General features: G+C 59.0%; 11 protein-coding genes. 3 read left to right on the top strand and 8 right to left on the bottom strand.

What is annotated here, in order from left to right:
- Positions 1-31: 31 nt before the first annotated feature.
- Both MED193_RS17055 and nadC read left to right on the top strand, forming a co-directional pair.
- Complete coding sequence (locus MED193_RS17055; RefSeq protein ID WP_009811000.1) at positions 32-1,615, top strand: L-aspartate oxidase; 1,584 nt, start codon at positions 32-34, stop codon at positions 1,613-1,615.
- A gap of 11 nt (positions 1,616-1,626) precedes the next feature.
- Entirely contained in the window at positions 1,627-2,478 is an 852-nt protein-coding gene (nadC, locus tag MED193_RS17050) for a carboxylating nicotinate-nucleotide diphosphorylase (protein ID WP_009810999.1), read from the top strand.
- 59 nt (positions 2,479-2,537) lie between these two features.
- On the opposite strand, the gene MED193_RS17045 is transcribed toward nadC, so the two are convergent.
- A complete protein-coding gene (locus MED193_RS17045; RefSeq protein WP_009810998.1) occupies positions 2,538-4,523 on the bottom strand; it encodes a CocE/NonD family hydrolase in 1,986 nt (661 codons plus the stop codon).
- Between the two features lie 133 nt (positions 4,524-4,656).
- Between MED193_RS17045 and MED193_RS17040 the strand changes: the two genes are divergently transcribed.
- Entirely contained in the window at positions 4,657-5,448 is a 792-nt protein-coding gene (locus MED193_RS17040; RefSeq protein WP_009810997.1) for a helix-turn-helix transcriptional regulator, read from the top strand.
- A 13-nt stretch (positions 5,449-5,461) separates the two neighbouring features.
- On the opposite strand, the gene MED193_RS17035 is transcribed toward MED193_RS17040, so the two are convergent.
- The 7 genes from MED193_RS17035 to MED193_RS17005 form a co-directional block, all read right to left on the bottom strand.
- Positions 5,462-6,574 carry a CaiB/BaiF CoA-transferase family protein gene (locus MED193_RS17035; RefSeq protein WP_009810996.1) on the bottom strand — a complete coding sequence of 371 codons (1,113 nt, stop codon included), beginning with the start codon at positions 6,572-6,574 and terminating at the stop codon, positions 5,462-5,464.
- 115 nt (positions 6,575-6,689) lie between these two features.
- Positions 6,690-7,745 (bottom strand): energy transducer TonB, encoded by a 1,056-nt coding sequence (locus tag MED193_RS17030; RefSeq protein WP_009810995.1) that lies wholly within the window; start codon positions 7,743-7,745, stop codon positions 6,690-6,692.
- Between the two features lie 2 nt (positions 7,746-7,747).
- A complete protein-coding gene (locus tag MED193_RS17025; protein WP_009810994.1) occupies positions 7,748-8,134 on the bottom strand; it encodes a biopolymer transporter ExbD in 387 nt (128 codons plus the stop codon).
- Positions 8,134-8,475, bottom strand: coding sequence for a biopolymer transporter ExbD (locus tag MED193_RS17020; protein WP_009810993.1), 342 nt, complete (start codon positions 8,473-8,475; stop codon positions 8,134-8,136). The genes MED193_RS17025 and MED193_RS17020 overlap by 1 nt, the downstream gene beginning before the upstream one ends.
- Before the next feature lie 46 nt (positions 8,476-8,521).
- Positions 8,522-9,184: a MotA/TolQ/ExbB proton channel family protein gene (locus MED193_RS17015; protein WP_009810992.1), complete on the bottom strand. Its 663-nt coding sequence runs from the start codon at positions 9,182-9,184 to the stop codon at positions 8,522-8,524.
- A complete protein-coding gene (locus MED193_RS17010; protein ID WP_009810991.1) occupies positions 9,181-9,624 on the bottom strand; it encodes a hypothetical protein in 444 nt (147 codons plus the stop codon). The genes MED193_RS17015 and MED193_RS17010 overlap by 4 nt, the downstream gene beginning before the upstream one ends.
- 26 nt (positions 9,625-9,650) lie before the next feature.
- The gene (locus tag MED193_RS17005) at positions 9,651-11,852 is read right to left on the bottom strand and encodes a TonB-dependent receptor (RefSeq protein ID WP_009810990.1); all 2,202 of its coding nucleotides are present in this window, start codon (positions 11,850-11,852) and stop codon (positions 9,651-9,653) included.
- Between the last annotated feature and the right edge of the window lie 3 nt (positions 11,853-11,855).

Raw genomic sequence — 11,855 nt, 5'->3', positions numbered from 1 at the left:
CTGTGACACCACATTCTTCGGAGCCAAGTGTATGACGCCTCTGGTTGAGACCAAGCCGCTTCTGACGGATCGCATCGTCATTGTCGGCGCAGGTCTTGCGGCGCTTTATGCTGCGCTAGAGCTAGCCCCGCGCCCTGTCCTGATGATCTCCCCCGAGCCCCTTGGCCTCGGGGCAAGTTCCGCCTGGGCCCAAGGGGGCGTCGCTGCCGCCATGGCCAAAACCGACAGTGCCGAGGCGCATGCAAAAGACACCCGGAAGGCAGGCGACGGCACCGTGGACGCAGAGGTAGCCGATATGGTTACCCGCATGGCCCGAGACCATATCCTAGATCTCACGGAACTTGGTGCGCCCTTTGATCGCGATGCTGACGGGAACTATGTGATGAGCCGTGAAGCCGCCCATTCCGCTGCCCGCGTTGTGCGGGTCAAGGGCGATCAAGCTGGCCAGCAAATCATGGAAACCCTCATTGAGGCCGTGCGCTCCACACCTTCGATCCAGGTGATCGAGGGCACAGAGGCCCTGCGACTGGAAACCAAAGGCGGTACTGTGACAGGGGTTTGGATCCGGCGCTCAGATCCCCCCTCAGCCCCGCTGCAGATCATCTGCCCGGCAGTCTTGCTCGCTGGCGGCGGATCTGGCGGGTTGTTTGCCCATACCACAAACCCACCGCGCATACGCGGCCAAGTGATCGGGCTCGCTGCCCGTGCCGGGGCCCGCATTGCCGATGCTGAATTCGTACAGTTCCACCCTACGGCGATTGATTGCGGCGAAGATCCTGCCCCGCTTGCCACCGAAGCCCTGCGCGGCGAGGGGGCAACCCTGATCAATTCTGACGGCCAGCGCTTTATGGCAGATCAACACCCGGACGCAGAGCTTGCGCCGCGAGACGTAGTGGCGCGAGGTATATTTGCGGAAACACAGGCTGGGCGCCGCCCCATGCTGGACACCCGTTCCGCCCTGGGCGCCGGAGTCCTGTCCCGTTTTCCAGCCCTGGCCGAAACCTGTGCCCGTGCAGGGATTGACCCAGTGAAGGGCCCGATCCCCGTCGCTGTCGCTGCTCATTATCACATGGGTGGGATTGAAACCGATATGCGGGGCCGTGCCTCTCTGGAGCGTCTCTGGGTCAGCGGAGAGGCCGCTTCAACGGGTCTGCATGGTGCCAATCGGCTGGCCTCAAACGGCCTATTGGAAGCTTTGGTCTACGCCCGCCGCGCCGCCAGGGATATTGCAGATCGCGTGGCAATGCCTGCGGACCCTGCCCCAGAGCTCAGCCCTGAATTCACAGAAAATGCACAGGCCATGGATACAGATGCTGTGCAAAGGTTGCGCCTGACCATGACTGCTCATGTAGGCATGCTCCGTGATGCAGCTGGGCTGCGGCAGGCGCTCATCACTCTTGCAGAGCTGGAGGCATGCCACTCGCAGGACGAGGCCTTTTTGAATATGTGTGCCACAGCCACCCTGATCACGACCTGCGCACTGGAGCGGCGCGAAAGCCGCGGAGGACATTTTCGCAGCGATTTTCCGCAGGCCAACCCCGCCCTGGCCCAGCGCAGCCAGACCACACTCGCCGCCGCCCTCGCGCTGCGCGACGAGGTGTTGAACAGCCTTTGAAAGGACATGCCATGATCCGCCAAGCTCCCCTCCCTGATCTGTTGCTGGAACCCCTAGTGCGTGCCGCCCTGCATGAGGATCTGGGCCAGAACGGCGATATCACCACCCGCACAGTGATCCCAGCCGGGATACGCTATACCGCGCGGCTGAATGCCCGGGACGCCGGTATTGTGTCAGGTATGCAGATTGCCCGCATCGCCTTTCACCTAGTCGATCCCTCCCTGAAGGTTGAAACCCTTATCAAAGATGGCTCGCCCTGTGCCCCTGGCGACGCCTTGATGACCATCGAGGGGGCTGCCGCTTCGATCTTGTCGGGCGAACGCATCGCACTGAACTTTGCGGGCCGCCTGTCTGGTATTGCCAGCCTGACGGCTGGCTTTGTCGCCGAAACCGAGGGCACCCAGGCCCGTATCACCTGCACCCGCAAGACCACGCCGGGTCTGCGCATGGTGGAAAAACAAGCGGTGCTTCACGGCGGTGGCTCGAACCACCGCTTTGGCCTCTCGGATGCGATCCTGATCAAGGACAACCATATCGCGGCTGCAGGTGGCATTGCGCAGGTATTGACAGCGGCAAAGGCCAGCGTCAGCCATATGATGAAGGTCGAGATTGAAGTCGACACCCTAGAGCAGCTCGCACAGGTGCTGGAGACCGGTGGCGCAGATGTGGTGCTATTGGACAATATGAGCACCCCGGATCTCACTCGCGCGGTGCAAATGACGGGTGGCAGATTGGTGACTGAGGCCTCTGGCAATATGAAGCTGGAGCGCATCGCTGAAGTCTCCGCCACGGGCGTCGATTACATTTCTTCTGGCGCCCTCACCCATTCAGCCAGCACCCTGGACCTAGGACTGGATTTCTAAGACCGGTTTGCAAAGGTGGTCAGGCAAAAACGCCTGACCTGAAACCTGCTTAAGACCGCTCACTGGAATCCGCGTGCAATGGTTTCCTGCCATTCCTTGACCAGAACCTCTGCGCCATCGGCGCCCTCACGGGCCGTCACCCGGCGCCAAAGGTAAAAGTTGTCAACATCACAGGTCATCTTGTTCTCAGTGTCGATTGAGACCTGCCAGTTGTCCTGTTCAAATGTAAAATTCCAATCGCTGGCAAACACCGCAGAGGCCGGGTCATCGGGGTGAATCGCATAGTGCATAGAAACATGGCTGCCTACGGTGAGTCCGTGATAAGGATCCACTGCTTTACCATAGTCATCAAAGGTATCCAGAACCAAGGTTCCGTCAATGCGGGTCTTGGTTTCTGAGGTGCCGCTGGCCTCGCGCAGCACCTCAGATTGCAGGCTTGGGTACTCACGTGGGGCACCGGGGTTCTGCGGGGCAATCTCCTTTGCCACGCGCCGCTCTGGCAGAATAAGGGAACAGTTCTCCAGATGCAGCGTCACCTCGGCAGCCTCTGGGGCAGGCCAAACAATGGGCCAGTAGGAGGTCGACAACGCCAGCCGCAGTTGATGCCCCACTCGCAGATGATGGGCGCATTCATTCAGTGCGATCTCGGCTTCATAGACCTGCCCCGGCACCAATAGCTCTGGGCTTTCATGGCTATTGCGGTGGGTCAGGTTCAGGGGCCTAAAAGTGATGCGCTGGGACACCCCTTCGGGCGAGACATCACAAAGCCGCGCCACGAGCTGCGCTACAGGCCGATCAACACTGAAGGAAACCCGCAGGCGGGGCCGCCCCAGAATTTCAAGCGGCGCCGCCAATGGGCCAGTGTCAAAACAGGTTGCCATGGCATCATCTGCCGCTTGATCCCCCGGCAGCTCGTTTTCAAACCGCATGCCCGCGCAGAAATATCCGCCTGCCTGGCCCAGAGTGGCCGGATTGCGGACAACCCGCTGCCCAGCCTTGGCCTCTTCTGTCAGCCCATCGCCCCCAAGAAACATCACCTTTTCACGTACATTGGGCGAAGGCCATTGCGCCTCTGCCACCCAGCGCCCCTGGCGAGGCTTGTTCTGCATGGTCGGATTGAAATGCTCCTGCATAAAGGTGCGATAATCAGGCAATGCCTTTGCGCCGCTGTCCTCTCCACGCAGGTATTGGTCGAACCAGGACAGGACCTCTCCATGAAAATCCGCAGGGTCCAGTTTAGCGATATGGGCGTAGCGATGCTCCCAGGGGCCAACAAGCGCTTTTGCTGGAGCGGCAAGATTAGCCGCCAGGGCGGATGGCGTGTTCACATAGGCATCTGCCCAGCCGGTGATTGCCAAAACCGGGGCGGTAATAGCCGACCAATCCTCGCAGACAGAACCGTGTTTCCATTGCTCATCCCGGGTGGGATGGCGCAGCCAATCGGCGGCCATAAAGGGCATTTCTTCGATCCGCTTAATCCAATCTGTCCGCCAATCGGGTCGGTTTTTTGGATTCGCCGGGCGCGATTGATAGGCAAACATCTGACTGCCCCAATTGGCATTATCGCTGAGCAGACAGCCGCCCATGAAATGGATGTCATCGGCATAGCGATCGGCTGTTGAGGCCACCGAGACCACTGCCTTAAGCGCCTCTGGACGACGATAGGCCAGTTGCAAGCCGTTGAAGCCGCCCCAGGATATGCCGATCATGCCGATATTCCCGTCGCACCAGTCCTGCGCGGCAATCCAGGCCAGAACCGCCTCGCCGTCGCTCAACTCTTGTTCAGAATATTCGTCATCAAAAACGCCTTCGCTGTCCCCGGTCCCGGCAATATCGACGCGGATACAGGCATAGCCCTCGCTGGCAAAAACGGTATGCGTGGTCTCATCCCGTGGCGCGGTGCCATCGCCCTGGCGGTAGGGCAGATATTCCAGAATCGCCGGCACTGGCTGTTCCAGCCGAGGCAACCACATGCGTGCGGCCAGGCGACGCCCATCAGGCAGGTCAATCCAGGTGGTGTCGATCAAGTTAAAGGCATTTGGCATCTGGCCGTCTCTTTCTGGCTGGCTGTTTTGCCAAACCTTCACCCAAGTGGCTGATATTTCATACTGCGCAATTGTGAGCGAAGTGACGCTAATGTAAGCACTTTGAAAGTTCACAGACCAGTAGGAAGCCAAGATGCCGTCGTCTTTTTCACAGAACCTGCGCTGGCTTTGCGCCGAGGCCGGCCCCATTGCCCAGACCTGTCGCGGCATCGGCATCAATCGCCAGCAGTTCAACCGCTATCTGAATGGCGGCGGGATACCCTCGGCCCATAATCTGCGACGTATCGAAAAGTATTTTGCTCTGTCGGAGAATGCGCTTTTCGCCCCCCATACGGATTTCTGCTCAGCTCAGGCGGCCCAGCCACCGCAAAGTGCTGCAGCGCAATTGCAGCCCTTCAATCAGTTGTTTCAAAACCAAGCCCGCCCGTTGCGACGATTTCTGGGTGTTTACCACGCCTATTATTGCACCCCGACCTGGCCAGGGCAGGTCCTGCGCAGTCTTATCCAGCTGCGGGCAGAAGAGGGGCTGGTTGTCACCCATACCTATGAGCGAGCAAGCTCCCTGGATGGCAGCATCCACCAACGCGGACGCTATCACGGTTTGGCCAGTTTTCAGGGCAATCGGCTCTGCATGTATGAAACACCTAGGCGCATTGGGGGCTTTTTGTCGGAAACAGTCTTAATGCCCGAGCACCCACAACAGACCAGTTACCTACAGGGGCTAACACTCGGAGTCGCCGCCCGCCCCGATCAGCAGCCCTTTTCCACCCGCACGATCTGGGTGCGCATTGCAGATCGCATGACTGCGCGTGAGGCCTTGGAGCTGACCGGGGCCTACCCAAAAGACAGTCCCAGACTGGACCCAAAGGTCCGGCGCCTGTTGGGGGATCAGCTGCCCATCAGCATCAACAGCCAAACGCGCTAGCGCGGAGAATTCGCTAGGTAGAGCTCTTGGGCAGCTTTGGGGCGGATTTGGTCAAAGCCAATTCCGCGTCAGAGAACCGCCACGGGCCACGCACGCCAGGAATACCTTCGGGTACGATCTGCATGCCGCGATGCCGGATCTGCGGGTCTTCAAAGGCCTGGCCAATGGTGTTGATCGGTCCTGCCGGGACTGTCGCCCTCTCCAGCGCCGCCAACAGATCAGCCTGGCTCCAACCCGCAACCACGGTTTCAATCAGGGTGGTCAAGATCACCCGATTGGCCACCCGCAGCTGATTGGTGCTGAAACGCGCATCCGTTTTGACTCCGGCAAGGCCCAGCACATCACAGAGCCGTTGAAACTGGCCGTCGTTGCCAACCGCCAGAATGATATGCCCATCCTGCACCGCCATGACCTGATAGGGCGCGATATTGGGATGCGCATTTCCCAACCGTGTCGGGCTATCCCCCGTCACCAGATAGTTCATTGCCTGATTGGCCAGAACAGCGGTGGCACAGTCCAGCAAAGACATATCAATGTGCTGACCCCGACCGGTGCTGTGGCGTTGCTCAACAGCTGCCAGGATGCCAATGGTGCCATATAGCCCAGTCACCACATCGGTGATCGCTACGCCCACTTTCTGAGGCTGCCCCTCGGGATCTCCGGTGATCGACATCAACCCAGACATACCCTGAAGCAAAAAGTCATAGCCCGCGCGTTTGGCATAGGGGCCATCCTGCCCAAATCCGGTCACGGAGCAATAGATCAGCCGCGGATTCACCTTGGCCAGGCTGTCATAATCGAGCCCATATTTGGCCAGCCCGCCGACCTTGAAGTTCTCGATCAGGATATCGGCTTCCTGGATTAGCTCCAGCACCTGCGCGCGGCCCGCCTCGGTGCGAAAATCCGCCACCACACAGTCCTTGCCGCGATTGGCCGCGTAGTAATAGGCTGCGGTCTTATCCTCCTCGCGCTCGATAAAGGGAGGCCCCCAGCTGCGCGTATCATCGCCATCCGGGCTTTCGACCTTGATGACCTCGGCTCCGAGGTCTGCCAATGACTGACCGATCCAGGGCCCCGCAAGAATACGCGCCAGTTCAACAACTTTGAGGCCAGAAAGCGGGGTCATCGGCAAATCCTATCTGGGGTCATGCCCCTTGCAGTCACATCTGAACGCTGTCTACCCCATCCACCATTTCGCCTGCAAGAATATGATCAAAAACGAGATGCGACAGGCTGCCGCCTCAGTTGCCCTTGATCCGAACCGAGAAACTGGTCCGCGCCCCAGCGGGCGGAGGCGGGAAGGGCGCCGCCCGACGGACCTGCGCCAGCGCGATCCCGTCTAGCTTCCCTGAGCCAGAACTGCGCGCGATGCTTAGACCAGCCAGACCACCGCTCGCAGTCACCTTGAAACGCACCACAGCCACGCCACGGACATTGGCCCGGCGCTTGGCGCGCTGAATGCGGCGCATGACCTGGCCGGGGTAGTTACTTGCAGCAGCATTGCCCTGCACCTGGTCCGTGCCCCCATTTGTGACCGCCTGACCGCCGGGAGCACTCCGGGTCGCTTGCACCTCACCCCGGGTTGCATTGACTTGACCATTGCCCCGCGGCTGCGCTGTTGGCGCAGATCTTACCGTTGGTTTTTCAACCCTGCGTCGAGGTGGTTCTGGCAGAGGCTGGACCGGCGGATCAACCGGACGTTCCGGCGGGCGCAGGGATTGAGTGATGGCAGGGCTTTGCGGCTCCACTGGCTGCGGTTCAGTGGCCTTTTGCGGCTCAACCCTCTGCTCCAAAGAGTCAGGGGGAGCTTCCGTTATGTGCACCGGCTCGACAGAGCTGGTCTGCTCGACCTGTTCGGCTGGTGCCAAGGTTTCGACAGGGTCGGCCGGCGTCACCTTGTCCGGCTCGGACACAACGGCCACCAGCGGCAGACCGCCCTGGGCTGTTTCTATCTGAGGTGCGGGCTGCTGAACCACCGGCACGGGCTGCACTGCGGAAGGCGTCACCTTGGGAGAGATTTTCTGGGGGGCTTCCGGCATCACGGGCTGCGAGGGCGCGGGCTGCGCTGCCTGCTCCGGAACTTCGGCCTCCACTGGGGTTTTCACACCGGCGGCCAAATTGGCAAAACTATTGCCCTGCGCCGCCAATGCTGTCTGCCCCCCAGACTGCTCGACCACAGGCGCGCTGCCCTGTAACACAAAGACAGCATGCACAGCCAGGGCCAGCCCAAAGGCAGAGGCCGCCATCACTATCGACTGCGGCACGGGCCGAAACACGGCGTTCATCTGGGCGGCCATGGCTACAGCGCCCTTTCTGTTATCAGAACAACCCGTTGCGCCCCGGCGGCGCGCAGCGCATTGCCAAGCTGCACCAGCTCTCTGGCCGACAGAGCCTGATCGGGGACAATTTTCACCACTTCGCGCGCCTCTGGCGACAATCCGACAATATAGCTGGTGGCATCGGCCACTGGCTGCCCACGCAGGGACAACCGCCCATCAGCATGGGCAACCAAAGTGTCGGGTGGCTCCCGCCCTTCCAAATCAGCGGTTGTGACCAGCGTCAGATCCTTTTCGATCGGAGGCGCTAGGGTGCCTGCAATCATAAAAAAGATCAGCATCAAAAACACAATATTGATCAGAGCGATCGTCGGCTCTTTCTGTGTCTGGGCGAGCATTCTCAACTGCATTACCCTAGCACCACCGTTTGCAGCTTCTCGACCTGGCGCAACACTGCCAACAGGTCGACAAGACGCTGTGAAGTGGCCTCCTCGTTTGGACTGATCAGCACCACATGGCCCCGCCCGTCCTGAGGCTGACTGCGCACCAGATCCGCGATCCGATCCAGATCAACGGGTTGCCCGTTCAGTGTCACAAGATCAGTTCCAAGTGTGACAAACAGCTTTTGACGTTCCTCCCAGACACCGGCCTTTCCGGCTGCCATAAGTTCGACCTCGCCATACTTTGAAAAGGTCGAGGTCAGCATAAAGAACAGCAACAACAGGAAGATCACATCAATGAGCGAAGTCATTGACAGGCGCCCGCGCCGAGGGGGAGTTAGCTTAACCGGCATCGGCTTAAGTCCCCAAGGATTGGAAGGCCTCGGCATCCGGTGCAGTCTGGGGTAGTGTCTGGGGCGCAAAGACGACACGCAGCGCCTGATTGGCAAATACTCTTTCCCGTTGCATCCGTGCCGTGAGCCAGCTCAGCACGAGGGAGGTCGGCATCGCCACCGCCAAACCCGCTGCTGTGGTCAAAAGCGCCACCCAGATCCCGCCGGCCAGCAGCGAGGGATCCACCGAAGACCCCGCAGATTGCAGCTTCTGAAAGGCTTCGATCATGCCAATCACAGTGCCAAACAACCCCATAAGCGGCGCCAATTGCGCCACCATATCCAGCGCCCCCAGCCCGCGTTCCAGCTGGGCAAACCGGGTTTCTGCCTCTGCATCAACCCGCGCCGACAATTCCGCAGTTTGCGGTGCGCTCAACGCCATGGCCAGTACAGGGCTCAGATAAGACCGGCTTTCGGCCAGCGCCTTTTGCGCGCCTGCCTGATCCCCAAGATCCCAGGCGGCGACAGCTGTTGCCAGCTGCCGGTGGCGCCCCACCCGCGCCGCCTGGTACTGCCACATTTTGTAGAGCACCAGTGCTGCTGTCAGCACTGAGACACACAAAAGCAGCAAAACAACGGGGCCGCCCAGATCCAGCACCCGCGAGATTGCGTCTTGGATCAGGTTCATCCCAACACCTCGATCTTGGTCCGGCTGGTCACTGTCAGTCCCTGAGAACAGGCCCCCTGCCCCAGTCCGGCAGTGCTGCAGGTCTGGGCACCATTGATCAGCACCCGGCTGATGTCAGCGCAGGCCTGGGGGAATTGAAACTGCCGCACACGCAGGCGCCCGGCAGGAAGGTCTTGAAAATCCAACAAGGTCAGACGAGACACCTGGCCCGCGCTGTCAAACAGCACGGTCTCGAAAACGGCCTGCGCGATGTCTTTGGCATGACCATTGGTCACCACAAAAGACAGTTTGCAATCTTCCCCGATCTCTTCAGTTGAACTCAGTTCGATCGAGATGGCGCCTAGTTGAGCCTGCGGGACCTCTTGCGCAGAGAGGGCATTGCCAAAGGCAGCCCAGACTCCCAAAGCCAGTACCTTAGTGGTTTGAACCAGATGTCCCATATGTGACCTCTTTAGTTGGGGTTGGATCAGAAGGTTTTTGAAACGCTCAGCTTGATGTTGCGACCCGCGGCAAGCTGAGTTGCAAGGTTCGGCTGATAGGCGCGATCAAAGGCGTTTTCGATCCCGAGACGCAACTCAGCCCCAGCCAGCATGCCATTCTGCGGACGATAGGTGGCCCGCAGGTTGCTAATGCCATAACCGCCATAGTTGTTGTTGCCGTTCTCGGCCACGACTTGTTCCCAACTCAGATCCCAAGCCTCGTTGATCCGCTTACCGACGGTCAAACGTGCCGAATTTGCAGGCGCATTGCTCCAAGGGCTTGAGCCGTTGGCCTCATAGTCCCCATAGGCCGCGTTCAGATCGACATAGAGCCCATTGTCCATGGCATAGGTCAGCTCCAGCTCGGCACCTTGGCTATCAACCGTGTTGATGCCCGAGTAGGAAGTGATATCCCAAAGATCCGTTGCAAAGAGGTTGGCCTTGACCTGCAGGCTATCGCCATCGGCAAAGACATCCCCCGCCACATAAGAGGCTCCCAGCTCAAAAGTCTGGGACTTCTCAGGCTGGGTCATACGGCTGGCGACACTCAGGTCATCCAGAATTGGTAGGTTTTCAGTATAGGCAGCGCTGGCAAACAGAGCCAGACCGGTGTCGAATTCATAGCGTGCCGAAATGCCGCCCATCAGAGCCGAATTGTCGTAGCGATCCCCCGCATAGGTATCCGAGCCCGTGATCTTCTGATCTTCCCACCGCAGTGCCGGGGTGATCGTCCAATTGTTACCCAATCCGATTTCATCAATAAGGAACAGAGCGACCCGCTCATCCTTGCCGCCAGGGACGGACACGCTGCCAGAGGTTGGGCTGACCTGGCTTTCAAGCCGGTCCTTGCTGATCAATTCAACCCCAAAGCGCAGGTCGTGCGAGATGGCCCCGGTCTGGAAGTACATGGCGTTTTTGACGGTCAGCTTGTCGATGGAATAATCGTGATCGCCATCCAGCAGGTAGTCGGCAAAACCACCGGGATTGGTCGGTTCACTTTCGATGTAGATATCCGAATAGGAATACTGGACGGTCAGGTCGACCAGGTCATTGCCAACTGGGTTATATTCATACTTCAGGGTCGCGACCTTGGACTCGGTACTGCGGTTCACATTGCCAAAGTTGACTTGGTTAAACTGGTCATAGGGCGAGTCGAATTCGTCCGAATAGGTTTGCTGATAGGCAAAGGTCAGGCCATGCTCGTTTGCATCCCCAAAGGTGTATCGGATTTTGGCCAGACCAGAATAGGGCTCAGTCGAAGTATTTCTGACCAGATTGCCATCGCCATCCTTGTAGGAATCGGTGTCGCGCTTGGTATAGTTCAGCAGAACCTCGAGGTTCTCCATCGGCTGCCAGGCAATGATAGAGGAGCTGTGATAGCCCTCGCCATTGGACGTGTAGCCAAGCAGCTGATGCAAGCGCAGACCAACTTTGCCGCCAGTGAAGTCAGAAGCATCCTTGGTATCCAGTTTCACAACACCGCCGACGATACCAGACCCCCACTCATAACTGCCAACCGTGCCACGGATCACCGAAACGCTTTTGTACAGGGCAGGGTCAGTGAACAGCTGTGTGCCGATGCGATAGATCTCTTCTGATCCAGTGGTGGCGCCATCAATGACAATGGCGACTTTCTGGTCGGTCCCATAGGTGCCGTTGGCGCCAAAGCCCCGAATGTTAATCCCGGAGCCTTCAGGACGCGAACCATTCACCAGGGAGACACCCGGAACCGAATCGATCAGCTCGGCAATCGTGCCAGCCTGACGGTCATCGATTTCTTCCTGGTTGATCACCGTAATGGGAACCGCAGTGCCAACCTGCACTTCCCGCTTGCCCTGACCCAGCTCAACCGTGCCCAGGAACTCTTCACCCTGAATCTCCAGTGGCAGCTCTTCTGGCAGTTGCTGCGCCATAGCGCCCGATCCGAGCGTTAAGCCTAATACTGAAACGGTCCCCAGCAAATGCTGCGTCAGCCGAAATTTCCCCATCACATGTCCCTTTGCGTCTTGGTCTTTGAACCGAAGCTTGCAGTAGGGGCTGGCGCGGTAGTTTGTTGTGTTTCGGGTGGAATCGTTGATTTCCACTTGAGCCTGATAGTAAAGGTGATAAAAACAGTCAACATAAATCAAGCACTGCTCAGCAGCCGCTGCCAGCCCCATTTTTGCCGTGAATTCATCGGCAGGAAACACGGA

It is taken from the genome of Roseobacter sp. MED193 (genome assembly GCF_000152965.1).
Classification (GTDB): Bacteria; Pseudomonadota; Alphaproteobacteria; order Rhodobacterales; family Rhodobacteraceae; genus Pseudophaeobacter.
Note: the sequence above shows the minus strand (reverse complement) of the source record. Positions and strands in the feature narration are given on the sequence as shown.

What these genes read in the sequence shown, in the direction of transcription:
- MED193_RS17030 (WP_009810995.1), bottom strand. Translation starts at nt 7,745, where the DNA reads ATGGCCGCCCAGATGAACGCCGTGTTTCGGCCCGTGCCGCAGTCGATA.
- MED193_RS17010 (WP_009810991.1), bottom strand. Translation starts at nt 9,624, where the DNA reads ATGGGACATCTGGTTCAAACCACTAAGGTACTGGCTTTGGGAGTCTGG.
- MED193_RS17020 (WP_009810993.1), bottom strand. Translation starts at nt 8,475, where the DNA reads ATGACTTCGCTCATTGATGTGATCTTCCTGTTGTTGCTGTTCTTTATG.
- MED193_RS17040 (WP_009810997.1), top strand. Translation starts at nt 4,657, where the DNA reads ATGCCGTCGTCTTTTTCACAGAACCTGCGCTGGCTTTGCGCCGAGGCC.
- MED193_RS17025 (WP_009810994.1), bottom strand. Translation starts at nt 8,134, where the DNA reads ATGCAGTTGAGAATGCTCGCCCAGACACAGAAAGAGCCGACGATCGCT.
- MED193_RS17035 (WP_009810996.1), bottom strand. Translation starts at nt 6,574, where the DNA reads ATGACCCCGCTTTCTGGCCTCAAAGTTGTTGAACTGGCGCGTATTCTT.
- MED193_RS17055 (WP_009811000.1), top strand. Translation starts at nt 32, where the DNA reads ATGACGCCTCTGGTTGAGACCAAGCCGCTTCTGACGGATCGCATCGTC.
- nadC (WP_009810999.1), top strand. Translation starts at nt 1,627, where the DNA reads ATGATCCGCCAAGCTCCCCTCCCTGATCTGTTGCTGGAACCCCTAGTG.
- MED193_RS17045 (WP_009810998.1), bottom strand. Translation starts at nt 4,523, where the DNA reads ATGCCAAATGCCTTTAACTTGATCGACACCACCTGGATTGACCTGCCT.
- MED193_RS17015 (WP_009810992.1), bottom strand. Translation starts at nt 9,184, where the DNA reads ATGAACCTGATCCAAGACGCAATCTCGCGGGTGCTGGATCTGGGCGGC.